Consider the following 26112-nt stretch of genomic DNA (forward strand, 5'->3'; position numbering starts at 1 on the left):
GTATGTCGCATCGTGACCGTCGGTACGCAACCGCCCGGCCGTCGGATCACGAAAAATCCTGACCTGCGGCATTTTGTTCGGATTTGGCGGAAGAACTGGTCGAACCCTATCGCATGAACCCCATGGCGCGCAGGGCCTCCGCCACCTCCGGCGTCTCCAGCGCCTCGACGAAGCGGCGGACCGCCGGACGGTCGCGGCGGGCGGCGGGGACGATGAAGTCGTAATGCTCCTCCTGCAGCGGCAGGAAGCCCAGCCCGTACAGGGTCGCAGCCGTCTCGATGGCGACACCCCAGTCGGCGCGGTTCTGCGCCACCGCGACGGCGACGGCATTGTGCGACTTGGCCTGTGTCCAGTAGCCGGTCGGCCGCGCCGCGCCCAGCAGCCGGTCGGTCAGGATGCGGGTGCCGCTGCCGGCATTGCGGTTGATCAGGATGCAGTCGGGCAAGCCCGCCACCGCCGCCACCGCCTCTGCCGCCGACTTGCCCTCGAAGCGCGGGTCGCCGCGGCGGAAGACGATGCCCTGCATCCGGCGGTAGCCGGTGACGAGTTCCAGCCCCGGCGCCAGGAAGGGCGTGTTGTAGGTGCCGGTGGCGGGATCCATCAGATGGACCGGCGCGATGTCGCACTCGCCGCGCCGCGCCGCCGCCAGCCCGCCCATCGAGCCGACATTCAGCGCCTTCACCGTCATCCCCTCGCCGATCAGGCCGCCGAGCACGGCGTTGAGGCCGATGCATTGGCTGCCCACCACGATCAGGTCGGCAGGCGTCACCGAACGGCCGAGCAGTTGGACCGAGACCGGCGTCCCGGCTTCCACCGCCTCGGCCTGGGCGTCGATGGCGAGGAAGCCGTCGGCATGGCTGAAGGCGGTGACGGCGCCCGATCCCTTGGACAGCGGATAGGCCGCCAGCGCGTCCCCATCGGCGCCATGGACCAGCGAGACCATGACATATTCGGTTCGCCCGCGCTCCGACCCCAGCCGCACCGGCAGGGTGGCCGGCACCTCCTCCGCCGTCGCGGGCGGCAGGCCGGCCATGGCACGGATCACCGGCGCCACGAAGCTGTGGAAGGTGAACATGGCCGAGGTCGGGAAGCCCGGCAGGATCACCACCGGCTTGCCGCCGGTGACCGCGAGGCACAGCGGCTTGCCGGGTTTCAGCGCCACGCCATGGGCGACGATGCCTGGATCGGACAGCTGCGCCACGATGCGGTGGGACCGGTCGCCCGCCCCCTTCGAGGTGCCGCCCGACAGCAGCAGCGCATCGCATTGCAGCCCCTGGGCGACCAGCCGCTCCAGCGCCTCGTCCTCGTCCGGGGCGATGCCCAGCGGCACCGGCTCGGCTCCCAGCTCGGTCACCGCGGCGGCCAGGATGGCGCCGTTGCTGTCATAGACGGCCCCGGTTCGGATCGGCTGGCCGGGCGCCACGATCTCGTCGCCGGTGGACAGGATGGCGACGCGCGGCCGGCGCACCACCGCGACCTCGGCCAGCCCGATGGCGGCGAGCACGCCGATCTCGCGCGAAGTCAGCGCCTGCCCCTTGCGCAAGACCACCTCGCCACGGCCGATGTCGGACCCGGCGGCGGCGACGAAGGCGCCGGGGGTGGCGGGCCGGGTCAGCGTGACGAACAGGCCGTCCGGCCGCTCCACCGCCTCCGTCGTCTCCACCATCACCACCGCATCGGCGCCGCGCGGCAGCATGCCGCCGGTGGCGATCACCGTGGCGGTTCCGGGCTCCACCGTCAGTTCGGGAGCATGGCCGGCGGCCAGCACCTCGTCGTTCAGGCGCAGGGCGACCGGGCTGTCCTCCGCAGCGCCCACCGTATCGGCGGCACGCACGGCGAAGCCGTCCACCACCGAACGGTCGAAGCCGGGCACGTCCACATCCGCCACCACATCGGCGGACAGCACGCGGCCAAGGGATGCGGCCAGCGGCACCCGTTCCTCCCCGCGAGGAGACAGATCGAGGTGACGGTGGAAGCGGGCGCGCGCCTCTTCCCCGCTCACCACCTCCAGGAACTGGTCCTGGCGGGCGGCCTGGGCGACGAAACGGCGGATGTCCTCGCGGCTGCGGTCGGAACTGTGCACGCGGCAAACCCTTGCAGAGTCAAATCAGGCGAAACGATACATGGTAACCGCGACGCCGTCCGGCACGCCTTCGCTGTCCGCCCCGATCAGGACGAAGCCGTCGGCCCGCGATGCCGCCGCCAATCCCGGCCAGCCGGGCGAGGCGACCGGCTCGATACGGCCATCGTCGGCCAGCCGGACCCGGTGCAGGTCGAGACAGCCGATTTCCGAAACCAGCTTGCGCGCGGTCACCGCCTGAACGGTGGCATGGGGCAGCCCGGCGGGCAAGCCGGCGGCACGCCGCACCGCGCGCCCGGCCAGCAGCTCGTAAGCCGCCAGCGCCGCCATCGGCTCGCCCGGAAGCAGCAGGACCGGGGTGCCGCCTGCGGCTCCCAGCCCGGCACTTCCCCCCGGCCGCATGGCGATGCCGTGCAGGTCGAGGCCGCCGGCCTTCGCCAGCGCGGGCGGCGCCGCATCGTCCGGGCCGGTTCCGGTGCGTCCGGCCGACAGGATCAGGTCGGCGCCGGCCTGGGTGAAGGCGTCAGCCAGCGCATCCATGTCGGCGGGCAGCGGGACGACCGCCTCGACATCGCCGCCGTCGCGCCGGACCAGCGCGGCCAGCATGTCTCCCAACTGCTCCGGCGCGCCGGCCTTGGGACCGCCGGCGAGCAGGATTCGCACCCGCGGTGCCGGCAGGACCGGCAGGATGCGGTGCCCGGCGGCGGCGAGCAGGCCGAGATCGGCGGGGCGCAGGCGCCGGCCGGCCGGCAGCAGCGGGCCTCCGGCCGCCATCCAGGCGCCCCGGCGCTCCACCCCGCTGCCGGGCGCCACGGCATCGACCGCCTCGACGAAGGGGCCGGCGGCCTGCGCCGCTTCATACGGGATCACCGCGTCGCAGCCCGGCGGCAGCGGATCGCCGGCCACCACCGCAACCGCGCCCATCAGCGGTACCGGATTGTAGGAGCCGGCACCCAGCGTATCGGCCGCCGCCACGGCATAGCCGTCCGTCGCGGCCCGGTCGGACGGCGGCCAGTCGCCCACCGCTCCGACCGCCTCGGCCAGCACCAGACCGCCGCAATCCGCCAGCGGCAGAGGCCGGGCGGACGGCGGAACGACCCGACCGTCGATCCAGTCCCATGCGGCGTCCAGCGTCGAGCGGCGGGAGAAGCCTCGGCCGCGGACATCATGGAATGCGGGCGCAGCGGGCGGGGCGGCGGACGGCGGGGCGGTCACAGCGCCGGCACCGTTGCGTCCTGCACGCGGTTGCGGCCGGCGCGCTTGGCACGATAGAGCAGCTGGTCGGCCATCTCCGCCAGCCGCTCCGGACTGCCGTCGGCGGACGGGATCACGGTGGCGACGCCGAGGCTGATGGTGACGAAGGGGGCGACGGGCGACTGGGCGTGCGGGATGCGCCGTTCGGCCACGCCGGCCCGGAAGCCTTCGGCGACGCGGGTGGCGCCGGGACCGTCGGTCTCCGGCAGCAGGCAGACGAACTCCTCGCCGCCATAGCGGGCGACGAGGTCGCTCGGCCGCCTCGCCCGATCCGCCAGCACCTCGGCCACCACGCGCAGGCATTCGTCGCCGGCCTGATGGCCGTACTGGTCGTTGTAGGCCTTGAAATGGTCGACATCGAGGATGATGAGCGACAGCGGCAGGTGCGAGCGGGCGCAGCGCCGCCATTCGCGGGTCATCGCATCGTCGAAGCGGCGGCGGTTGGCGATGCCGGTCAGCCCGTCCAGGAAGGACAGGCTGCGCAGCAGATCGGTCTGGCGTTTCAGCAGCAGGTGGTTGCGCACCCGCGCCTTCACGATGGGCGGGCTGATCGGCTTGGTGATGAAGTCGATGGCCCCGACCTCCAGCCCACGGGTCTCGTCCTCCACCTCGCTTTTGGCGGAGATGAAGATGACGGGGATGTCGTGGGTGGCCGGGTCGGCCTTGATGCGGCGGCACACCTCGAAGCCGTCCATCCCCGGCATCATGATGTCCAGCAGGACAAGATCGGGCATCCGCGCCTGGACCAGATCCAGCGCCTTTTCGCCGTCGGTGGCGAAATAGATGTCGTAGTCGCCCTTCAGGATGCGGCTGAGCACATGGACGTTGGACGGAATATCGTCCACCACCAATATCTTCGGGCGGGGTTCGGCCATGGGCGCGTTCAGACCGTCGGCAATGAGAGGCCAAGGTCACGCGCGATCCGCTGCACGATCCCAAGCGCCTTGATGAAATCCAGACCGTCGATGGCGGCGGACAGCCCCTTGATCGTCGAGGGCTCGACCGAATCCGTCAGCAACGGTGCCAGCATAGCGAACTCTTCCGCCGCTGCGAAGTTGCTGTCATGTAACAATGTTGCGAACTGCGGCAGTCGCTCCGCCAACTCCTTGCGGTTTTCCGCCGACCGGCCGGGGTTGCCGTTGCCTGCCGGGTTCCCACGACCGTCGGCCGTCGCCGCCAGCAGGGCAGCGCTCTCCAGCACCAGGGCCAATTCGGCGTGCAGCACCGGCACCTGGGCGGCGGCCGCGGCGGCATCGCCCCTTTGCGCGGCGATCTGCACCGCGTCGGCGGCTGCGGACAGGCGCACGGCGCCGACATTGCCGGCGACGCTCTTCAGTTCATGCGCGATGCCCTTGGCCGTCGTCAGGTCGCCGGAACCCAGCGCCGCCGAAATCCGGTCGGCGACATCGCCGTAGCCTGACGCGAACTGGCCGATGAAGCGGCGGAACAGCCCGGCATCGCCGCCAAGCCGGTTGAGCGCGTCGGCCAGATCGATTCCCGGCAGGTCGCTTGGCAGGTCCCCTGCCGAGCGACCCGACACCGCCACGGGCGGCGTGGCGATGCCGGGAGAGGCCGCGGCGGTCAGCATGGTCTGGCCGCGTGAGGGGATCGGACCGGGGGCGCAGGGCGTGCTGGGCCGGATCGCCACCAGCGGCGGCCCGATCCAGCGGGCCAGCGTGGCGAACAGCTGCGGCAGGTCGAGCGGCTTCGGCACATGGGCGTCCATTCCATTGTCCAGGCAGCGCTGACGGTCGGCGGGCAAGGCGCTGGCGGTCATCGCGATGATCGGCAGATGCCGCCCACCCGGCAGCGCACGGATCGCCGCGGTCGCCGCGAACCCGTCCATGTCCGGCATCTGCACGTCCAGCAGCACGGCGTCGAAGGGCTGGGCAGCCGCGCGCACGCAGTCCACCGCCTGCCGCCCGGTGGCGGCCACGGTGACGGCCGCCCCCGCCCGCTCCAGGATCTCGCGCGCCACCTGCTGGCTGATGGCATTGTCGTCGGCCAGCAGCAGCCGGCGGCCGTGCAGCGCCCGGCTGGCATCCCAGGCCGCCCCGGAAAGCCCGCCATCCGCACGCCCGCCGCCCGCCGCTTCGGATCGAAGCGTGGGAAAAGCCGGGGCCGGAATGGCGGCGGGGAGGCGAACGCCCTCGCCGGGCGGCTCCGTCCGGGCATAGGCGACGGTGACGGCGTCGAGCAGGGTGGAGGCGGTGACCGGCTTCACCAGGAATCCGGCGGCTCCGGTCTCTTCGAAACGGGCGCCCAGCCGGTCGCGGCCATAGCCGCTGATGACGATGATCATCGGGGTGCCGGCACGGGCATCGGCACGGATGCGGCGCGCCGCCTCGATCCCGTCCATCCCCGGCATCTTCCAGTCCATCAGCACGACGTCATAGGGGTCGCCGGCCGCCGCCGCCCGCTCCAGCTCGTCGATGGCGGCCTGTCCGTCGGCGCAGGCGGTCACCGCCCAGCCGAAGGCGGCGGCGATCTCGCTCAGCACCTCGCGCGCGGTGGCGTTGTCGTCCACCACCAGAACCGTCAGGTCGCGCGGAACCTGGCGCGGCAGCCGTCCGGCCGGCCCGGCCGCGATCCCGAATGCCGCCCCGCTCCCGGCATGAAGCCCGAACTCGGCATGGAAGCGGAAGACGCTGCCCTTGCCGGGCTCGCTCTCCACCTCCATGGCGCCGTTCATCAGCCGGACCAGCCGCGCGCAGATGGCCAACCCCAGCCCGGTGCCGCCGAAGCGCCGGGTGGTGGAACTGTCGCCCTGGCTGAAGGCCTGGAACAGCCGTTCGCGCTGCTCCGGCGCGATGCCGATGCCGGTGTCGCGCACCGCGAAGTCCAGCACGGCGCGGTCGTTGGACAGCGAGCGGACCCTGACCGCCACCACCACCTCGCCGGCCTCGGTGAACTTGATGGCGTTTCCGGCAAGGTTGATCAGGATCTGCTGCAGGCGCAGCGGGTCGCCGATCAGGTCAAGCGGCACGTCCGGCGCCACGGAGAACAGGACGTCGATGTCCTTTTCCTGCGCGGCGGAGCCGACGATCACCGCCAGCGTCTGCAGCAGGTCGTCCAGGCGGAAATCGACCCGCTCCAGATCCAGCTTGCCGGCCTCCACCTTGGAGAAATCGAGGATGTCGTTCAGGATGCCCAGAAGCGACTGTGCCGACACCCGCACCTTGTGCACGTAGTCCGCCTGACGGTCGGTCAACTCCGTCTGCTGAAGCAGGTGGATCAGCCCGAGGATCGCGTTCATCGGCGTGCGGATCTCGTGGCTCATGTTGGCCAGGAACTCGCTCTTGGCGCGGCTCGCCGCCTCCGCCGCCAGCCGGGCGCGCTGCATCGCCGCCTCCGCCCGCTTGCGCTCGGCGATCTCGTGGAAGACCACCACCGCCCCCTCCACCTTGCCGTCGGCCAGCATGGGCGAGGCGGTGTATTCCACCAGGAAGGGCTTTCCGGCCTTGGTCCAGTAGGTGTCCTCCAGCCCACGCCGGCTTTCCCCGCTCAGCAGCACCGCGGTCACCGGGCACTCCAGCGCCGGGAATGGGGAGCCGTCGGCGCGGCGGGAATGGATCAGCGCATGCAGGTTGCCGCCCAGAAGCTCCTCGTTGCGATAGCCGGTCAGCACCGAGGTGGCGGGGTTGGCGAAGGTGATCCGCCCCTCGCGGTCGACGCCGCAGATGCTGTCGGATGCGGAATGCAGGATCAGGTTCAGGCGGCGGTTGGCGCTGACGAAGGCCTCGTTGGCGGATTCCAGCTCCTGCTTCTTGGCGTCGAGTTCGGCATTGGTGTCGGCCAGCCGGCGGCGGCCGGCCACCTCGCGCTCCAGGCTGCGCAGGGCACCATAGGCCAGCCCGGCGCAGGCCAGCACCGCCAGCCCGACCAGCATGCCGCCACGGACCGCCCGCTCCCGCCACGCCGCCAGTTCCGTCCGCTCCGACAGGGCGACGAAGACGACCAGCGGGAGGGTCGGCACCCGCTGGTAGGACAGGATGCGCCGCTCGCCCGGCACCGGCCCTTCCACGTCGAAGGTCTCCATGGCGGCTTCGGCGGCGTGGCGCAACACGATCCTGCCGTCCGGCCCGTCCAGCGGTTCGCTGTCGGGGAAGCGCAGCACCGGCTTGCCGTCGGTGCGGTAGACCGCGACCGCCGAACCGGCGCCGAGATCAAGGCTTTCGTACAGCTGGCGGTAATAGTCGAGGTCGATGTTGGCGTGGACGACCCCCAGGAAGCGGCCGTCCTGCAGGACCGGCCGGCTGACCGTGAAGGACTGGGAACCGGTCATCCTGCCGGTGATCCGCTCGCCGACATGGAATTCCGCGCCGTCGCGGTGGACCTGGAAATAGGTTCGGTCGGCGGCATTGCCGCGCGGCACCGGAAATTGCCGGCTGGACTGGACGGTGTCGCCGGTGGGACCATGGACCCACAGGGCCGCGATCTCCGGCAGGGCGTCGACCATGTCGCGGACGGTGATCCACGCCTCGCGGTTGGTGTCCAGCCCCGGCATGCCGTAACGGCTTATGAGATCCTGGGCCCGCCGGATGGCGAGGTCGGCGGTCGCGACCGTCCGGCGCACATGCTCCTGCATGAGCCGCGCCGACGCCTGCGCCTGCTCCTGCGCATGGCGCAACGTCTCCGTCCGGTCGGCCCAGACCACATAGCCCCAGAATCCGATGCCCAGCAATGCGATCAGCGAAAAGGCGGCGGCAAGCAGAAGGCGGGTGCGGGAGGGGGACAGGGCAAGAGCCGCAGCGTCGATCGCGTTTCTGTCCATCATTGCCGAACCGTCGCCGCACTGCTGCCGTCGACCAGCGCCCGCCGCCAGCCTTTTCGCCTAGATCGGTCGGAGTATGGTCTGGCGCGCTCCGTGACCGCAAGCAACTTGATGTGCGCAACGGTGACGATGGGGACATCCGGCGCTTGCGGGGGACCCCGACGGTACAGCCCCCCTTGCACCGCCTGCCTTTGCACGCGGCCGGCGGCATCGTGCCCCATATTTGTCATGCCGCCCGTTTCCGCTCCCGCCCCGTTTGAAAGTGCCCCGATCGATGGCCGACCGCCGCCTCGTCACTGCCAAGTTTCTCCCAACCACCCTGTTGGGCGCCGGCCTGCTGGCTCTGGCGGTCTGCACCATCCCGGCCGCGACGGCGCTGGCCCAGGCGTCGATGACGGGGCCGGTGCGGACGGACCCGATGCAGACGGTCGGCGCCGAGGTGCATGTGCGGATGGAAACGCTGCCCAAGCCTTATGCCACGCCTGCCGTCGCCAACGAGGCCGTGCTGGTGCCGCGGCCCGGAAACCAGCCGCTGCGGGCACCGCGCGGCTTCACCGTCACCCTGTTCCGCGACGGGGTGGAGAATGCGCGCAACCTGCTGGTCCTGCCCAACGGCGACGTGCTGGTGGCCCAGCAGCGACCCGGCACCCTGACCCTGCTGCGCGACGGCGATGGCGATGGCCATGCGGAGATGGCCCAGGTCTGGGCCGAGGGCTTCGACCATCCCTTCGGCCTCGCCTTCCATGACGGGGCGGTGCTGGCCGGCGACCTGAACGGGGTCTGGCGGCTGCCCTGGACGGCCGGGACCGCACAGGCGGGGGAGCGGCGGCGGCTGACCCCGGAGGGCGCCTTCGGTAAGCGCGGCGGCCACAACACCCGCTCCGTCGTGGTGGCGCCGGACGGCCGGCATTTCTACGTCGGCATCGGGTCGGAGGGGAACATCGGGGTGGAGCCGGAACCGCGCGCCACCATCCAGGAATTCCGCATCGACGGCAGCGGCCAGCGCCTGTTCGCCGGCGGGCTGCGCAACCCGGTCGGCCTTGCCTTCAAGCCGGGCACCGGCGACCTTTATGCCGTGGTGAACGAGCGCGACGGGCTGGGCGACCAGCTGGTTCCCGATTTCCTGACCGCGGTGACCCCCGGCGGCTTTTATGGCTGGCCCTATTCCTACATCGGCGCCAACCCGCAGCCGGATCTGGCGGGGCGGCGGCCGGACCTGGTCAAGGCGGCGCTGGTACCGGGGCTGCTGTTCCAAGCCCATTCCGCGCCGATCGGGCTGGTCTTCGGCGACGCCACCCATTTTCCGGAGCGCTACCGCATGGGCGCCTTCGTGGCTCTGCGCGGGTCGTGGAACCGGTCCCGCCCCACCGGATACGCCATCGCCTTCGTGCCCTTCGACACCGCCCCCTTCGACAGGAACCGCCCGACCGGCACCTACGAGACCTTCGTCACCGGCTTCCGCATCGACAGCCGGTCGGACGGCGACGAGACCCCGCGGGTCTGGGGCCGGCCGAGCGGGCTGGCGGTCGCCGCCGACGGCGCCCTGCTGATCGCCGAGGACGCTTCCGGCACGGTCTGGCGGGTGGCCTATGCCGCGGCGGACCGGGAGCCGGAACCGGCAGCCAGACCGTGACCGTGCCGCCGCCCGATCCGCGATCCGGTCAACAGCACTCGTCCTCCAGCCGGCGCAGCATCGCCAGCCCCTCCTCGTCGTCATGCTCTTCGAACAGGTCGGCGATGTAATAGATGTTGGAGCAGAGCAGGCACAGCCCGTCGGCCTGCCGCTTCAGCGGGTCCTCGGCAACCGCCAGCTTGGCGCGGAACCGCTCCCAGAAGGCGTTGGTCTTGGCCGGATCGTCGATGTGCATGTACAGCCGTTCGATGATGCGGCGGCTGTTGCCCTCGCAATCGATTCCCTTGAACGAGACGTAACGGTCGGGCGCGTCAATGCTGTCCACGGGATGGGGCCTCCTCATGCCGGTTGCCAGGGGTGGGGAACATGGCATCGATGCTTCGCCAAACGCGACCCTGCCCGCAAGCCGCGCAGCACCAGCGGCATCCGGCCTGCGCGAACGGTGGAATCGCTGCGTGAACGGAGACGCCTAAAGCGCCAGCCGCTTCTTCAGCGCGTCGGCCCGGTTGCGGCTGACCGGCACGCGGGGAGCGCCGGGGGCGGCCATGACGAAGGCGGCGCGGCCGTCCTGCCGCTCCACCGCGCGGGCATGGCGCAGGTTGACGATGTAGCCGCGGTGGGTGCGCACGAAGGACCGCGGATCGAGCCGAGCCTCCAACTCCGACAGGGGCAGGCCGCAGAAGAAGGCGCCGTCGCCGGTGTGGACGGTGGTGTAATGGCCGTCGGCCTGCAGGTAGACGGCATCCGCCGGGTCGAGCAGGACGATGCCCTGCCCCTTTTCCACCGGCAGCTTGACCAGCGGTTCGGGAGCCTGCTCCGCAGCGACCGGCGCATCGGCGATGGCCGGCAGCGGAACGGGCCGCGCCGCCTCCATCAGCATCAGGGCGGTGACGGCACTCCCCTCCGCCACCGTCGCGGCGGGCGCCAGCGCGGTCGCCTTCACCACCAGAACCCGGCCGGGCAGCGCCACCATCATCGAACAGGCGGAGGCCGGAGCGGCCGGATCGCCGGCCGCGGCCAGCAGCAGTTCCACCTTGGCCCGGTGCGAGGGCGGGTGCAGGTCGTGCAGATAGGCGCCGACCAGCCCGGCCGCCCGTTCCCCCAACAGCCGCACCGCCGCCGGATTGAGGGTCAGCACGCGCCGCGCGCTGTCCAGCAGCACCAGCCCGACGTCCATGTTCTGCAACGCATAGTCCATGGACGCCCACTATAGCGGTGATTCAGTCCTGGCTCTCGCCTTTCCGGCGGCTGCCCTGCACCAGGGCGGTGACGACGCCGTGGAAGGTGCGCACCTCCTGCTCGGTCATCTCCATCCGTTCGAAGGCGTTGCGCAGGGTGCGGACCATCGACGGGCGCTTTTCCTCGCTGGTGAAGAAGCCGGTGCGGTCCAGCGCCGCCTCCAGACGCTCGAAGAAATTCACCCGTTCCGCCATCGTCGCCGGGCGGGTCTGGCCGGTGTGCAGGAAGCGGTCGGGCGTGCGGTCGCCGGCCTGGAACCATTCGTAGCCGATCAGCAGGACCGCCTGCGCCAGGTTGAGCGAGGAGAAGGCCGGGTTCAGCGGCACCGTAACCAGCGTCTGGGCGAAGGTCAGGTCGTCGTTGAACAGCCCGGTGCGCTCCGGCCCGAACATCACGCCGACCTTCTGCCCGGCGGCATAACGTTCCCGCATCTCGCCCGCCGCGACGCGCGGTGTGACGAAGCGCTGGATCATGTCGCGGGTGCGCACGGTGGTGGCGTAGACCGCCTCGAGGTCGGCGACCGCCTCTGCCGTCGTCTCGAAGATCCTGGCGTTGTCGATGACGAGGTCGGCGCCCGATGCGGCGGCACTCGCCTTCGGGTTCGGCCAGCCGTCGCGCGGCTTGACGAGGCGCAGGTCGGTCAGCCCGCAATTCAGCATCGCGCGTGCGCAGGCGCCGATGTTCTCGCCGAGTTGCGGCTGCACCAGGATGACGGCGGGGCCGCCTAGGATGGACTCACGCGTGGGGTTCTGGCCGGAGGTCATGGGACGTAAGTTCGTTTGAGGTGAAGTGCTGAGGCCCCCTCCCTAACCCTCCCCCTCTTCGAGGGAGAGGGAACTGCCGCCGTATTGCGCATCATCCCCTCTCCCGCGATCGGATCGACCTGCGGTCGACCGAGGGCGGGGGAGGGAGGGACCCGCGGCGAAGCCGGGGGAGGGAGGGGGCAATCCGGACCGGCGCCCGGCTTATTCCTGCTGCTCCGACGGCTCCGCCTCGACCTTCACCGGGCCGCCGTCGATGGCGGTCAGGCGCTTCTTCAGGTCGGAGACGTCGGCGAACAGGCGCTTCAGGCGGGCAAGGCCCTTGTATTGTTCGAAGGCGCGGGCGCGCGGCACGGCGGGATAGCCCATCCACACCGACTTCGGCGGGATGTCCATGCCGACGCCGGAATTGGCGGCCACCACCGCGTCGCTGCCGATCTTCACATGGTCGGCCACGCCCACCTTGCCGGCCAGCACCACGCGGTCGCCGATCACCGTGCTGCCGGCGACGCCGACATGGCCGCACAGCATGCAGTTGGTGCCGACCTGGACGTTGTGGCCGATCTGGACGAGGTTGTCGATCTTGGTGCCGTTGCCGATGCGGGTGGCCGTCACGGTGCCGCGGTCGATGGTGGCGCCGGCGCCGATCTCGACATCGTCGCCCAGGATCACCGTGCCGATGGAGTTCACCCGGCGGATCAGCACGTTGGTGCCGACGACGCGGCCGGTGGTCTTGGCCGATTCGACGCTGCCCGGCTCCGGAGTGACGAAGCTGAAGCCGTCGTTGCCGACGGCGGCGTTGGGATGGATGATGCAGCGCGCGCCCATTTCCACCCGCTCGCCGATGCGGGCGCCGGGATGCAGCAGGCAGCCGTCGCCGATCACCGCGTCGGCACCGACGGTGACGTGCGGCAGGATGATGGCGCCGGCCCCGATGCGGGCGCGCGGGCCGATGTAGGCGAAGGGGGCGATGGAGGCATCCGGCGCCACGACCGCGTCGGGCGCGACATAGGCCTGCGGCGACACCCCAGGCTCGGCATGGACCGGCTTCTCGAAGATGTCGAGCATCCCGGCCATGGCATAGCGCGGGCGCTTCACCACGATGCGGTTCTCGATGCCGTCCGGCACCTCGACCCCCTCGGCGACCACGGCGGCGACCGCCTTGCTGCCGGGCAGCAGGGCCAGCAGGTCCTTGTCCATGGCAAGCGCCAGATCCTCCGGCCCTTCCGCCTCCGACGGGTGGACGGCACGGCGGACCAGGATGGAGCCGTCGCCTTCGACCGTCGCGCCCAGCGCTTCGGCGATCTCGGCCAGAGTACGGGGGATCTGGGTCGGGTGGGGCTGGGTCATGGGGGAGCACCGGTATCAGAGTCGTCATGAACCGCCCTGCCGGACGGCGCGGCGGACCCTAACACGGGCGTCCGGCGGATGGCGAGGTATCAGAACGCGGCCCCGGCCTGCGCATCTCCCGTCTGCCCGCCCTTGGCGCCCCGACGCAACAAGCCCTTCACCCGCTCCTTCACCCGCCGCAGCAGCGGCTGGCGCGCCTGGACCGCATAGTATTTGCGCACCGTCTCCAGGATCTCCCAGGTGCCGGTAAATCCCATCGGCAGCACCAGCGCGTCGCCGGCCTTGTATTCTCTCGGCATTCCGCCTTCGGGCGTGATGATGACGCGGCCGGACAGCAGGACGCAGAACTCGTGATACGGCCAGTCCCTCATCGCCACCAAGCCCGGTGTGCATTGCCACACCCCCGACTTGAAGCGGCCAAAGTCGCCGTCGAACAGGTTGCGGTGAATCTCCTGCGGCTGGCCGGACAGGATGGCGCCGAACACCGCGGGCTTGCCGGTCTCGTCATCGGCGATGCGGCGGCTTTCGATGGGCACGGGGGTGAAGTCGGGCATCGGCTCTCCCGGTCAGGAAGGTGTAAGGGTCGGCGGCGCTCCTGCGCAACACCGCAAGCCCCCGAAGGTTCCCGGCAGGACCAAAAAAATCAGCCGCCCAGATTGACGATCTCCACCCGCCGGTTGGCCGCCGCCTTCGGCTCGTCGGGCAGCAGCAGTTCCCGCGCGCCCATGCCCGATGCCTCCAGCCGGTCACGGCGAATTTGGTGGTTCGCCCCCAGATACTCGACCACCGCCGCCGCCCGCCGCCTGGACAGGGTGAGGTTGGCCGCATCGCCGCCGACGGCATCGGTATGGCCGACGATGCGGAAGCGCGTGTTCCCCGCCGTCGCCATCACCGCGGCCACCTTGTCCAGGATCGCCCGCGACTCCGGCTTGATGCGGGCGGAGTTGAAGTCGAACTCCACCCGGAAGGCGGCGCGCAGTTCCGGCGCCGGCAGCGCGGCCGGTCCCGGCAGCGGCGGCAGCGCCACCGGTCCCGGGGGAGCGGCCGCGGTTGCCGGCGGCGGGGCGGCGGGACGCTGCATCGTCACCGGCGGACAGTTGGGGCCGGTGGTGCCGAGCAGCGCCGCCTGGATCTCGCATTCGCTGGGATTCGGTCCCATCGGCATGGCCGGGTTGGGCAACCCCTGGGCAATGGCGGCCACCGGTAGAACCAGCCAGACGCAAGCACCGAGCATCAGGCCGAGCCGCATGGCCGCATTGTTCGGACCGCGGACGGTCGTGTCACATTGCCCGTGGAACAGTCCTGCGTGCATCTGTACGATCCCGGTCCGTATCTTTCGTATAGGGCGCTTGGGAGGAAACAAGCATGAAATCGCTGAAGGCTCTGCTCGCCGGCATCGCGCTGGCCGCGCTGACGGTTCCCGCCGTTCTGGCCGGTGCTGCGAACGCTGCCGACTACAAGGCGGAGTACAAGCTTTCCACCGTTCTGGGCAAGCCTTTCCCCTGGGGTGTGGGCGGCGACCGCTGGGCCGAACTGGTCAAGGAGAAGACCGGCGGCCGCATCAACATCAAGATGTATCCCGGCACCTCGCTGGTGAACGGCGACCAGACCAAGGAATTCACCGCGCTCCGCCAGGGCACCATCGACATGGCGGTCGGCTCCACCATCAACTGGTCGCCGCAGGTGAAGGAACTGAACCTCTTCTCCCTGCCCTTCCTGATGCCCGACCACAAGGCGCTGGACGCCCTGACCAAGGGCGAGGTGGGCCAGAAGCTGTTCGACCTGCTCGCCACCAAGGACGTGGTGCCGCTAGCCTGGGGCGAGAACGGCTTCCGCGAGATCTCCAACTCCAAGCACCCGATCCGCACGCCGGCCGACCTGAAGGGGCTGAAGATCCGCGTCGTCGGATCGCCGCTCTATCTCGACACCTTCACGGCGCTGGGCGCCAACCCGACGCAGATGAGTTGGGCCGACGCACAGCCCGCGCTGTCCACCGGCGCCGTCGACGGCCAGGAAAACCCGCTGACCATCTTCGTCGCCGCCAAGCTGGCGACGCTGGGCCAGAAGAACCTGACCCTGTGGGGCTATGTCGCCGACCCGTTGATCTTCGTGGTCAACAAGGAGGTGTGGGCGAGCTGGTCGAAGGAGGACCAGGAAGCGGTGCGCGCCGCCGCCGTCCAGGCCGCGGCCGAAGAGGTGGCGATCTCGCGCAAGGGCATCACCGCCGAGGACGACAGCCTGCTGAAGGACATCGCCGCCCAGGGCGTCGAGGTCGTCCGCCTGACGCCGGAGCAGCAGAAGGCCTTCCAGACCGCCACCCAGCCGGTCTTCGACAAGTGGTCCAAGCAGATCGGTCCCGATCTGGTGAAGGCCGCCCAGACCGCCATCGCCGAGCGGAAGTAAGCACCTTCTCGCGGGAATGACGAAAGGCGGCGCCTTCAGGGGCGCCGTTTTTCATGACCGCAGGGCACTTGCTTGTGATGCGTGCCCGTGCGGATTGCGCTACAACTCCCCCAACTTGCCGGATGGTTTGCGGAGCGGGCCGTATGACGTCGGAAATGCTGCTGGCGCTGTTCTGCATCGGCGCCACCCTGCTGTTCCTGGCGGTCCGGCGCGGGTTGATCCTACGCACCGACCAGGAAATCCGCCGCGCCGGCGCGACCCTGATCAGGGAGCGCGATGCGCTGGAACGTCAGGCCAACGAGCTTGAGGCCATGCAGGCCGGCATCGGCGCAATGAAGGCCAAGCTGGTCGAACTGTCGACCGACAAGCTGATCCTCAGCCGCCGCGGCGGCAAGCGAGCCGCGGCGTCGCGCCTCTTCATCCACGAGATCGGCCGGCCGGAGCCTGGGCGCAAGTGCTTCGCCTTCCGGCTGGCGATGGCGCCGGGCTTCGTCGCCCAACCCGACGCCAAGGCGGTGGTTCATCCCACCATCTGGCGTTTCGAGAATGTGGCGCAGGTTTGGGCTGCCGATTTCGCCGCCGCCCAGATGCTGACCCGCAGCATTTTCCATGAAGGCGTCGGCGTGACAGTTTCCGGCGAGGATGCCGAGCAGGACGCCGTTGCGGGAGCCGCCGCGCCATGACCATCCTTTGGGTGCTGGGGGCGGTCGCCAGCCTGGGCGCGGGTGTGGTGGGAGAACGGATCCTCGGCATCCGCGCCCGCCGCCAGTCGCAGAAGCTGGCCGCGCTGAAGGAGCGGCTGGACGTCTACGCCAACTACGCCAAGCTCGCCGCACTCCGCCGGGCGGAGACGGAGGAAACGCTGGCCGGCCTGCGCCGCGAAGTGGCGGAGGTGGAGGGCGAGATCCTGTCCCTGCAATCGGCCGTGACCGACGAGGCCGCACTCGCGCCGATGGAGTTTTACTCCGTCGACCGCGTCGCCCGTTCCGGCGGCCCGCTGTGGTATGTCGCGGTGGAGGCGCTGGACGCCACCGCCCCATGGTCGGGCGTGCGCCATTACGCCGTCGCCGCCGAAAATGCCGAGGACGCGCGCAAGCGGATCGCCGAACGCTATCCCTCCCCCACGGCTTTCGCCATCTCCCCCGCCGCGCAGTTGGTGCTGCCGGAGCGTTGAGGGGATTCGGTGTTGTAGCGTGGTCGGCTGACGATGCCCCCTCCCCATCCCTCCCCCGCTATCGCGGGAGAGGGGGCCTGACGGAAAAGCGGCGGCAGTCCCCTCCACCGCCGAAGGCGGGGGAGGGTTAGGGAGGGGGCAAAATGCCACCGATATTCCAAGAAAAAGGGGCGCCCCACCAGAGCGCCCCCTCTTCCATCAACCGCAGATCAAGCGTTGTTCATGCGGTTGTCGATCAGGTCGGTCACCACGCCCGGATCGGCCAGCGTCGAGGTGTCGCCCAGGCTGTCATGCTCGTTCGCGGCGATCTTGCGCAGGATGCGGCGCATGATCTTGCCCGAACGGGTCTTCGGCAGGCCCGGAGCCCACTGGATCAGGTCGGGCGAGGCGATCGGACCGATCTCCTTGCGGACCCAGGCGACCAGTTCCTTGCGCAGCTCTTCCGTCGGGGTCTCGCCGGCGTTGAGCGTGACGTAGGCGTAGATGCCCTGGCCCTTCAGGTCGTGCGGATAGCCGACGACCGCGGCCTCGGCGACCTTCGGGTGGGCGACCAGCGCGCTTTCGACCTCTGCGGTGCCCATGCGGTGGCCGGACACGTTGATGACGTCGTCGACGCGGCCGGTGATCCAGTAATAGCCGTCGGCGTCGCGGCGGCAGCCGTCACCGGTGAAGTACTTGCCCGGGAAGGTCGAGAAGTAGGTCTGGACGAAACGCTCGTGGTCGCCGAACACCGTGCGCATCATGCCGGGCCATGCGTCGGCAATGCAGAGGTTGCCCTCGGTCTCGCCGTCCAGGATCTGGCCTTCGTTGTCGACGACGACCGGCTGGACACCGAAGAACGGCTTGGTCGCCGAACCCGGCTTCTGGCCGATGGCGCCGATCAGCGGCGTGATCAGGATGCCGCCGGTCTCCGTCTGCCACCAGGTGTCGACGATCGGGCAGCGGGCGTCGCCGACCACGTTGTAGTACCACAGCCAGGCTTCCGGATTGATCGGCTCGCCGACCGAACCCAGGACGCGGAGCGAGGCGCGCGACGTCTTCTTGACCGGGCCCTCGCCCTCGCGCATCAGCGAGCGGATGGCGGTGGGGGCGGTGTAGAAGATGTTGACCTTGTGCTTGTCGATGACCTGCCAGAAGCGCGAGGAGTCCGGATAGGTCGGGATGCCTTCGAACATCAGCGTGGTCGCGCCGTTGGCGAGCGGGCCGTAGACGATGTAGCTATGGCCGGTGACCCAACCCACGTCCGCCGTGCACCAGTAGACCTCGCCGTCCTTGTAGTCGAAGACATACTGGTGGGTCATCGACGCATAGACGAGATAGCCGCCGGTGGTGTGCAGCACGCCCTTCGGCTTGCCGGTCGAACCGGAGGTGTAGAGGATGAACAGCGGATCCTCGGCGCTCATCTCCTCCGGCGGGCAGTCGGCGGAGACGGTCTCCATCTCCTCATGATACCAGAGGTCGCGGCCCTCGGTCCAAGCGACGTTGCCGCCGGTGTGCTTGACGACCAGCACATGCTTGACCATCGGCGCGCCGGCAACCGCCTTGTCCGCGTTGGCCTTCAGCGGCACCTTGCGGCCGCCGCGCAGACCCTCGTCGGAGGTGATGACGAAATGGCTGTCGCAGTCGACGATGCGGTCCTTCAGGCTGTCGGGCGAGAAGCCGCCGAAGACGATGGAGTGCACGGCGCCGATGCGGGTGCAGGCCAGCATCGCATAGGCGGCCTCCGGGATCATCGGCAGGTAGATGGTGACGCGGTCGCCCTTCTTGACGCCGTTCTTCTTCAGGACGTTGGCGAGGCGGCTGACCTTCTCGTGCAGTTCCTTGTAGGTGACGGCCTTGGAAACGCCGGGATCGTCGCCTTCGAACAGAATGGCGGTCTGGTCGCCGCGGGTCGCCAGGTGGCGGTCGATGCAGTTGGCCGAAACGTTCAGCGTGCCGTCGTAGAACCAGCGGATGTGAACGTCGTCGTTGAAGTTGACGTCCTTCACCTTGCTGTAGGGCTTGATCCAGTCGAGCCGCTTGCCCTGCTCGCCCCAGAAGGCCTCGGGGTCCTTGACCGACTGCTCGTACATGCGGGCATAGGCTTCCGCATTCACGTGGGCGGTCGCCGCGATCTCGGGCTTCACCGGAAAGAAGCTGTTGTCGGTCATGAGTGCGATTCCCCCGTGGTGCTTCCGAATTGGCCGGAAGATGTTGCAGGGCGGCGGGCCGCCGCCCGGAATTGAGCGGCATTATCCACACATGTTGCGGGACTAACAAGCAAATCGGCCCCCGCAGGCCCCCCGACCAAAGGAGGATTGTGTCGCTGATTTTGCGGCGCGAGACTGTTTCTTCCTCAAGCATACCCAAGCAAATCAGGGCACGCAGGATCCGGCGCCGGTCGGGTCCGGGCGGCGGCGACTATTGCGTCGATCCTTTGCCGCGACCATCCGCCGCGCCGCAGTGCAAAACGCGTCATGACCATCCTGTAACGGGTGATCCCTTGCTTAACCCGACCTTAACCGGGTGGCAGCTATAGAGTTGCTGCATCACGGTAACGATCATCGTCGGCAAGGATCGCAATGCCCAGCACCACGAACGCGGATGATCTTCCCGAAACCGGCGACCGCAGCGACCGCCTCGCCTGTCTTGCCGACCGCACCAGCCTGATGGCCATCGACGCCACGCTGCGCGCGCTCGGCGCTCCCCTCAACGTGAATTCCGCCGCCGGCGTGGCGGACATCGCCCGGCGCATGAAGCAGGCGACCAACGACTTCCACGCGGCGATGCAGGACGCGGCGGAGTAGGTTTTCCATTAAGTGCAAGGCGTGTTGGCGTTAGACCCCCACCTAACCTCCCCCGCTGGGCGGGGGAGGGACTGCCGCTGCACGCCAACAAAGGTCCAATTTCCTCCCCCGCATCGGACGGACCTTCGGTCCGCCGAGAGCGGGGGAGGGTTAGGGTGGGGGCATTCGGCAGCCCCTCAAGCCGGCACCCCAACCCCCGCCAGATCGCACACACGCCCCCATTCCTCGTCGCTGACCGGGCAGACCGACAGGCGGGACTGGCGGACCAGCGCCATCGACTGCAGCAGCGGATCGGCCTTGATCTGCTTCAGCGTGACGGGCGTCTTCACCGGCATCACCGGGGCGACGTCGACCATGCCGAAGCGGCCGGACTCATCGCTCGGGTCCGGATAATAGGTGCGGACGATTTCGACGATGCCGACGATCTCAAGCCCTTCGTTGGAGTGATAGAAGAAGGCGCGGTCGCCCACCTCCATCGCCTTCAGATTGTTGGACGCCTGGTGATTGCGCACCCCGTCCCAATGGGTCCGGCCGTCGGCGACCATGCGGTCCCACGAGTATTTGAACGGCTCGGACTTCAGCAGCCAATAGGCCATAGCCGGCGCTCTCCCGCTCAGGCCTTGGGGTAGACGCGGCGCCAGGGCCGGATCGTCACGCTGTCGAACAGGCCGGCCTTGGCATAGGGATCGCCGGCGGCGAACTCCTGCGCCGCCGCGGCATCGGCGCACTCGACGATCAGCAGGCTGCCGACCATGCCGCTCTGGTCGTCCGACAGCAGCGGACCGGCGGCAAAGATACGGTCGGCGTTGGCTTCCAGATAGGCCAGATGCTCGGCGCGGTTGGCGGCGCGGACATCGGCGGCACCCGCCTTGTCGACGCAATGGAACATGAACAGCATGCGGTCCCCTCCTCCATACGATGGAGCGGGAGCCTAGATCGGATCGCGGAAAATCGGAATCGATTTGAAGCGTGAATCCGATCGCAAGAATTTGAATGCAGGGGACGGCGGCGGGAAAGCGTGGGCTTGCCCCTTCGGCTTTATGCCACCACACGCGGACGACGCTGCGCCTTGCCCCCCTTGCAGGGGCTGTAACCGCCGGGCGCGATGCGGCCCAGGCTGATGCCGGCGCGCTCGATTTCGCCGAAGCCGCGCAGCCCCATCTCCTGCGTGGCAGCCAGCGCGATGCGGCCGCAGGCTTCGGCATCGCTGCCGGCACGGTGGTGGTCGAGCGCGATGCCCAGGAAATCGGCCAAGTGGTTCAGCCTGTGCGCGGTCAGCGCCGGCCAGGCACGGCGCGCCAGCACGACCGTGCAGAGATAGTCGCAGGCGGGCCAGTCGAGCCCGTAGTCGGTCAGGGTGTGGCGCAAGACGCTGAGGTCGAAGGCGGCGTTGTGCGCCAGGATCAGCCGGCCCTGCACCCGCTCGCGCAGGGCCGCCCAAACCTCCGGGAATTCGGGCGCCCCGGCCACGTCCTCTTCGCGGATGCCGTGGATGGCGCTGTTGAAGGAGTTGAAGCGCAACTCGCGCGGGCGGATCAGATGCTCCTCCGTCCCGGTCACGCGGCCGTTCTCGATCCAGGCGACGCCGATGGAGCAGGCGCTGGTGCGGGTCTCGTTGGCGGTTTCGAAGTCGATGGCGACGGCGTGGCCGGAGATGACGGTCATTGATGTCCGATTTGCAGGCAGGTCAGAGGCGGAGAATGCCGGCCAGATCCTCGGGAAGCGCCTCTTCCGCCGCCAGAACCCGCAGCTTCAGCAGGCTGGCGACCGCCATGGCATCGGTGATGGCGCCGGCCAGCACCATGTCGATCACCTTGGGGAAGGGCACGCGGCGGACCGCCAGAACCTCGGTCTCGTCGGGGGCGGACTCGCCCTGCTCCAGACCCCAGGCGACGAAGGTATGGGCGACCTCGTCGGTGATGCAGTTGGACAGGTGCAGCTTCATCAGCGGCATCCAGCGCCGCGCCGTCAGGCCGGTTTCCTCGCGCAATTCGCGCGCCGCCGATTCCTGCGGTTCCACCCCCTTGCGCCCGCCGCCTTCCGGAATTTCCCAGCTGTATTGCTTCAGCGGGAACCGATACTGGCCGACCAGGGTCACCGTGCCGTCGTCGTGGATCGGCACCACGCCGGTGGCCAGGCTGCGGGGATGGACGACGCCGTAGATGCCGGGAGCGCCCTTCGGGGTCAGAACCTTATGCTCGACCACCTCCATCCAGGCATTCTCGTACTTCGTCGTGCTGGTCAGCACGGTCCAGGGATTGCCGGTGGACTCACCGGTTTCGATCGGCACGCGAGGCCCCCTCCGTCGGTTGCGATCGGAGTATAGGGAGACGGCCCCGCGGTCGCAATGGCTGCACCGCGGCAGGTCACAGACAAAAAATGATAAAATTTTCCAACAATTGGCGGAAACCAAGTCCAAATCGTTAAATAATGGTTTCTTGACAGACAAATCGACCGCACTTACTTCTAAATCGTGTCAGGAAAAGTCGCGGTCATACTCCGAATGGGTGGGGCGGCAACCCGCCCATTGACCTGGAAAGGGCAGCTACGTGGCTCCGCAGTTCAGTCCACAGGATTTGGAGCGGTGGCGAAATCCCGACTGGCGTAACCGTTTGGTTGCCTGGTGGGAAGGGTATGACCTCTCTCGGTTGCCCCGCGTTACGAACCGGTCTGCCCTGCGTAACTTGACGGATGAGCGCAAGCACGGGCCGGTCAATGCGGTCGGCACCGCGTTCGGTCTTTCCGCTCCCTTCCCCGCTGCGGTCGATCCGCTTGCCCCCGGCCCGGCGTCCGGTGGCAATCCGGAACTGGACCGGCTGGCGTTGATGCAACTCGACCGCCATGGCGACCCCGTCTGGTCGCCCGCACGCAGCGAGGGGGCACAGCTTCTTTGGGGCCAGGACATGACCGGGCCGGAGGAGGCGGCGTGGATGATCGACTCCGTCCGCTCCTTCGGGCTGAATCCCGCCAAGAGCGTGCTGGACCTGTCGGCCGGTCTCGGCGGGACTGCCCGCGCCCTGGTGGAGAGTTGCGACACCTGGGTGACCGGGCTGGAGCCGTCGCCGTTGCTGGCGAAGCTGGCGATGGACCGGTCGAAGGCTCTGAGACTGTCGAAGAAGGCGCCGATCGCCCATTACGACCCGGAGCATTTCAATCAGGCCGGCAGCTTCGACCTCGTCATGGCCGACCGCGTCGTCCACCGGGTTCGCGACAAGGAACTGTTCCTGGACCGGGTCGGCGAGTGCGTGAAGCCCAAGGGCGGCGTCGCCCTGTTCGATTACGTGATCGACGGTGCTCCCGGTTCCTGGGATGCCTGGACCGCATGGCGGGACGAGGAGCCGATGGAGGTCTATCCCTGGACCGCCACCCGCATGGCCGACGAGTTGACGCAACGCAACCTCGACCTCCGCATTTCGGAGGATCTGACCCAGTTGCACCGCCGCCACATCATCGACCGTGTGCGCAGGCTGGCAGACACGCTGGCCAACGCCGTACCGCCGGCGGCCCCGGTGCTGGCGGCGCTGAAGCGCGAGCTTGCCCTGTGGTGGGCGCGGCTGCGGGTGCTGGGCAGCGGGCTGCGCTTCGTCCGTTACGTGGCGATGAAGCCGGCGTAACGCTTCCGAGCAGACATCCCTAATGTTCATATGAGTAAAGAGAGCATCCATCGATACCGCATAGGACGTTCGATGAGCTTTGCCTTCAGGCCGTCCTGATCGACAGGTCCGGCACCACACCCACGACCATGCCCATGCTCCCGCTTTCTTCGAGCCAGACGTTTGATCTGTACAGACCACGCCCTACATCTTGCCTGCATGACGCACGGGCGCCCTTGCGGCCGCCCCAGTCTTTTGGACGATCTCTGGCGTCCTCTTGACCGTCATCAGCCGGACCGTAATCGAAGCGCCCTCCCAAGCGCCGCCCAAGGCGCACGCCCGACCCAAAGCCAAGGAGGCTTCCCGTGACCACCTTCACCGGTCAGGATTCGCTGAAGACCCGCCGCTCGCTCACCGCGGGCGGCAAGAGCTACGACTATTTCAGCCTGAAGGCCGCCGAACAGGCGGGTCTCGGCGATCTGTCGCGGCTGCCGTTCTCGATGAAGGTGCTGCTGGAAAACCTGCTGCGGTTCGAGGACGGGCGCACCGTCTCCGTCGACGACGTGAAGGCGGTGGCCCAATGGCTGGTCGACAAGCGGTCCGACCGTGAAATCGCCTATCGTCCGGCGCGCGTGCTGATGCAGGACTTCACCGGCGTGCCGGCGGTCTGCGATCTGGCGGCGATGCGCGAGGCGATGGCGTCGCTGGGCGGCGATCCGGCGAAGATCAACCCGCTGGTTCCGGTCGACCTCGTCATCGACCACTCGGTGATGGTCGATTACTTCGGCGGCAACGACGCCTTCGAAAAGAACGTCGAACTGGAATTCGAGCGCAACCTGGAACGCTACGCCTTTCTTCGCTGGGGCCAGAAGGCCTTCGACAATTTCCGCGTGGTGCCGCCGGGCACCGGCATCTGCCATCAGGTCAACACCGAATATCTGGCGCAGGTGGTGTGGACGGACAATGACCCGTCCGGCAAGCCGGTGGCCTATCCCGACACGCTGGTCGGCACCGACAGCCACACCACCATGGTCAACGGCCTGTCTGTTCTTGGCTGGGGCGTCGGCGGCATCGAGGCGGAGGCCGCGATGCTGGGCCAGCCGATCTCCATGCTGATCCCGGAAGTCGTCGGCTTCAAGCTGACCGGCCGGATGAAGGAGGGCATGACCGCCACCGATCTGGTGCTGACCGTCACCCAGATGCTGCGCAAGAAGGGCGTGGTCGGCAAGTTCGTGGAGTTCTTCGGGCCGGGGCTGGACAGCATGACGCTGCCCGACCGCGCCACCATCGGCAACATGGCGCCGGAATATGGCGCCACCTGCGGCATCTTCCCCATCGACGCCGAGACCATCCGCTACCTGACCTTCACCGGCCGCGATCCCGACCGCGTGGCGCTGGTCGAGGCCTATGCCAAGGCCCAGGGCATGTGGCGCGAGCCGGACAGCCCCGATCCGGTGTTCACCGAGGTGCTGGAACTGGACATGGCCACGGTGGAGCCGTCGCTGGCCGGTCCGAAGCGTCCGCAGGACCGTGTCGCCCTGTCGGGCCTCGCCCAGGGCTTCGCCAAGGACATGACCGAGGCCTACAAGGCCGACGATCCGAAGAAGGCGGTTCCGGTGAAGGGCGCCGACTACAGCCTGGAACAGGGCGCCGTCGTCATCGCCGCCATCACGTCCTGCACCAACACCTCCAACCCGGCGGTGCTGGTCGCCGCCGGCCTGCTGGCCAAGAAGGCGGTGGAAAAGGGGCTGAAGCAGAAGCCTTGGGTCAAGACCTCGCTGGCGCCGGGTTCCCAGGTGGTCACCGACTATCTCGCCAAGGCCGGGCTGCAACCCTATCTGGACCGCATCGGCTTCAACATCGTCGGCTATGGCTGCACCACCTGCATCGGCAATTCCGGCCCGCTGCCGGAACCAATCGCCGCGGCGGTGGAGGAGGGCAACCTCGTGGTCGGCGCCGTGCTGTCGGGCAACCGCAACTTCGAAGGGCGCGTCAACCCGCACACCCGCGCCAACTATCTGGCCTCGCCGCCGCTGTGCGTCGCCTATGCGCTGGCCGGCAACCTGAACATCGACCTGACGACGGACCCGATCGGCGAGGGCACCGACGGCCCGGTCTACCTGAAGGACATCTGGCCGACCAACCGCGAGGTGCAGGACGCCATCGACGCCTCGCTGACCGCGGACATGTTCCGCAGCCGCTATTCCGACGTGTTCAAGGGCCCGGAGCAGTGGCAGGCCATCGCCACCGCCGAAGGCCAGACCTACCAGTGGCAGGAGGGCTCCACCTACGTGAAGCTGCCGCCCTTCTTCAGTGGCCTGACCAAGACGCCGGACCCGGTGTCGGACGTGCGGGGGGCGCGGGCGCTGGCGGTGCTGGGCGATTCGATCACCACCGACCACATCTCTCCCGCCGGATCGATCAAGAGGACCAGCCCGGCCGGCGAGTACCTGCTGAGCTATCAGGTCCGGACAAATGACTTCAACAGCTACGGTGCCCGCCGCGGCAACCATGAAGTCATGATGCGCGGCACCTTCGCCAACATCCGCATCCGCAACGAACTAATCCCCGGCGTGGAAGGCGGCGAGACCAAGCACTATCCGTCGGGCGAACAGCTGCCGATCTACACCGCCGCCATGCGCTATGCCGACGAAGGCGTGCCGCTGGTCGTGGTCGCCGGCAAGGAATACGGAACGGGGTCGAGCCGCGACTGGGCGGCGAAGGGCACCCGGCTGCTGGGCATCCGCGCGGTGATCGCCGAGAGCTTCGAGCGCATCCACCGCTCCAACCTCGTCGGCATGGGCATCCTGCCGCTGCAGTTCAAGGACGGCATCACCCGCGCCGACCTGAAGATGGACGGGTCGGAGACCTTCGACATCGCCGGCATCGAACAGGACCTGCGCCCGCGCAAGGACGTCACCCTGACCCTGACCCGCGCCGACGGCAAGGTGGAGACCTATCCGCTCCTGCTGCGCATCGATACGGTGGACGAGGTGGAGTATTACAGGAATGGCGGCGTGCTGAACTTCGTGCTGCGGAATCTGGCGAAGTAAGGCCTGCCATGG

Annotated in this window: 22 protein-coding genes; 7 read left to right on the forward strand and 15 right to left on the reverse strand. The window is 68.8% G+C overall.

The genetic code is table 11. The features are described 5' to 3' along the window. Positions 1-106 precede the first annotated feature (106 nt). The 4 genes from ACWPKK_RS10215 to ACWPKK_RS10230 are packed head-to-tail and all read right to left on the reverse strand — an operon-like array spanning position 107 to position 8111. Complete coding sequence (locus ACWPKK_RS10215; RefSeq protein ID WP_452003419.1) at positions 107-2083, reverse strand: molybdopterin biosynthesis protein; 1977 nt, start codon at positions 2081-2083, stop codon at positions 107-109. Positions 2084-2107: 24 nt separating this feature from the next. Then, a complete protein-coding gene (locus tag ACWPKK_RS10220; protein WP_452003422.1) occupies positions 2108-3295 on the reverse strand; it encodes a molybdopterin-binding protein in 1188 nt (395 codons plus the stop codon). Continuing rightward, on the reverse strand, positions 3292-4209 hold the full coding sequence (locus ACWPKK_RS10225) for a diguanylate cyclase domain-containing protein (protein WP_452003425.1): 918 nt from the start codon (positions 4207-4209) through the stop codon (positions 3292-3294). Before ACWPKK_RS10225 ends, ACWPKK_RS10220 begins: the two co-directional genes overlap by 4 nt. Positions 4210-4217: 8 nt before the next feature. Then, positions 4218-8111, reverse strand: a complete 3894-nt coding sequence (locus ACWPKK_RS10230; RefSeq protein WP_452003427.1) for a response regulator — start codon at positions 8109-8111, stop codon at positions 4218-4220. Positions 8112-8382: 271 nt separating this feature from the next. On the opposite strand from ACWPKK_RS10230, the gene ACWPKK_RS10235 reads away from it, so the two are divergent. Further along, a complete protein-coding gene (locus ACWPKK_RS10235; RefSeq protein WP_452003429.1) occupies positions 8383-9741 on the forward strand; it encodes a PQQ-dependent sugar dehydrogenase in 1359 nt (452 codons plus the stop codon). Positions 9742-9769: 28 nt separating this feature from the next. Here the strand turns inward: ACWPKK_RS10235 and cowN are convergent, their stop codons facing one another. The 6 genes from cowN to ACWPKK_RS10265 form a co-directional block, all read right to left on the reverse strand. Beyond that, positions 9770-10066, reverse strand: coding sequence for a N(2)-fixation sustaining protein CowN (cowN, locus tag ACWPKK_RS10240; protein WP_452003432.1), 297 nt, complete (start codon positions 10064-10066; stop codon positions 9770-9772). Positions 10067-10210: 144 nt separating this feature from the next. Continuing rightward, positions 10211-10939, reverse strand: a complete 729-nt coding sequence (locus ACWPKK_RS10245) for a LytTR family transcriptional regulator DNA-binding domain-containing protein (RefSeq protein ID WP_452003433.1) — start codon at positions 10937-10939, stop codon at positions 10211-10213. 22 nt (positions 10940-10961) lie between these two features. Then, positions 10962-11744, reverse strand: coding sequence for an RNA methyltransferase (locus ACWPKK_RS10250; protein ID WP_452003436.1), 783 nt, complete (start codon positions 11742-11744; stop codon positions 10962-10964). Positions 11745-11945: 201 nt separating this feature from the next. Further along, positions 11946-13091: a UDP-3-O-(3-hydroxymyristoyl)glucosamine N-acyltransferase gene (gene lpxD / locus ACWPKK_RS10255; RefSeq protein WP_452003439.1), complete on the reverse strand. Its 1146-nt coding sequence runs from the start codon at positions 13089-13091 to the stop codon at positions 11946-11948. Positions 13092-13180: 89 nt separating this feature from the next. Then, positions 13181-13645 (reverse strand): cupin domain-containing protein, encoded by a 465-nt coding sequence (locus ACWPKK_RS10260; RefSeq protein ID WP_452003442.1) that lies wholly within the window; start codon positions 13643-13645, stop codon positions 13181-13183. A gap of 89 nt (positions 13646-13734) precedes the next feature. After that, positions 13735-14403, reverse strand: a complete 669-nt coding sequence (locus ACWPKK_RS10265; protein WP_452003445.1) for an OmpA family protein — start codon at positions 14401-14403, stop codon at positions 13735-13737. Positions 14404-14456: 53 nt separating this feature from the next. Here ACWPKK_RS10265 and ACWPKK_RS10270 point away from each other — a divergent pair, with 53 nt between their 5' ends. From ACWPKK_RS10270 to ACWPKK_RS10280, 3 genes are all read left to right on the forward strand, one after another. Beyond that, the gene (locus ACWPKK_RS10270; protein ID WP_324870015.1) at positions 14457-15494 is read left to right on the forward strand and encodes a DctP family TRAP transporter solute-binding subunit; all 1038 of its coding nucleotides are present in this window, start codon (positions 14457-14459) and stop codon (positions 15492-15494) included. 143 nt (positions 15495-15637) lie between these two features. After that, a complete protein-coding gene (locus ACWPKK_RS10275) occupies positions 15638-16177 on the forward strand; it encodes a hypothetical protein (RefSeq protein WP_452003449.1) in 540 nt (179 codons plus the stop codon). After that, positions 16174-16668, forward strand: a complete 495-nt coding sequence (locus ACWPKK_RS10280) for a hypothetical protein (protein ID WP_324870013.1) — start codon at positions 16174-16176, stop codon at positions 16666-16668. Before ACWPKK_RS10275 ends, ACWPKK_RS10280 begins: the two co-directional genes overlap by 4 nt. Before the next feature lie 209 nt (positions 16669-16877). Here the strand turns inward: ACWPKK_RS10280 and acs are convergent, their stop codons facing one another. Next, positions 16878-18818, reverse strand: a complete 1941-nt coding sequence (acs, locus tag ACWPKK_RS10285; protein WP_324870012.1) for an acetate--CoA ligase — start codon at positions 18816-18818, stop codon at positions 16878-16880. A 411-nt stretch (positions 18819-19229) separates the two neighbouring features. On the opposite strand from acs, the gene ACWPKK_RS10290 reads away from it, so the two are divergent. Then, positions 19230-19454 (forward strand): hypothetical protein, encoded by a 225-nt coding sequence (locus ACWPKK_RS10290; protein ID WP_452003454.1) that lies wholly within the window; start codon positions 19230-19232, stop codon positions 19452-19454. Positions 19455-19630: 176 nt separating this feature from the next. On the opposite strand, the gene ACWPKK_RS10295 is transcribed toward ACWPKK_RS10290, so the two are convergent. The 4 genes from ACWPKK_RS10295 to ACWPKK_RS10310 form a co-directional block, all read right to left on the reverse strand. Beyond that, positions 19631-20050 (reverse strand): EVE domain-containing protein, encoded by a 420-nt coding sequence (locus ACWPKK_RS10295; RefSeq protein ID WP_452003456.1) that lies wholly within the window; start codon positions 20048-20050, stop codon positions 19631-19633. Positions 20051-20067: 17 nt separating this feature from the next. Next, entirely contained in the window at positions 20068-20352 is a 285-nt protein-coding gene (locus ACWPKK_RS10300; protein ID WP_452003459.1) for a YciI family protein, read from the reverse strand. Between the two features lie 140 nt (positions 20353-20492). Then, positions 20493-21119: a 3'-5' exonuclease gene (locus tag ACWPKK_RS10305; RefSeq protein ID WP_452003461.1), complete on the reverse strand. Its 627-nt coding sequence runs from the start codon at positions 21117-21119 to the stop codon at positions 20493-20495. A 22-nt stretch (positions 21120-21141) separates the two neighbouring features. Continuing rightward, positions 21142-21744 carry an NUDIX domain-containing protein gene (locus ACWPKK_RS10310; RefSeq protein WP_452003464.1) on the reverse strand — a complete coding sequence of 201 codons (603 nt, stop codon included), beginning with the start codon at positions 21742-21744 and terminating at the stop codon, positions 21142-21144. Between the two features lie 394 nt (positions 21745-22138). Here ACWPKK_RS10310 and ACWPKK_RS10315 point away from each other — a divergent pair, with 394 nt between their 5' ends. Both ACWPKK_RS10315 and acnA read left to right on the forward strand, forming a co-directional pair. Next, positions 22139-23068 (forward strand): class I SAM-dependent methyltransferase, encoded by a 930-nt coding sequence (locus tag ACWPKK_RS10315; protein WP_452003466.1) that lies wholly within the window; start codon positions 22139-22141, stop codon positions 23066-23068. Between the two features lie 344 nt (positions 23069-23412). Continuing rightward, positions 23413-26100, forward strand: coding sequence for an aconitate hydratase AcnA (gene acnA, locus ACWPKK_RS10320; RefSeq protein WP_452003469.1), 2688 nt, complete (start codon positions 23413-23415; stop codon positions 26098-26100). The last annotated feature ends 12 nt before the right edge of the window (positions 26101-26112 follow it).

This window comes from Azospirillum largimobile (assembly GCF_977007025.2).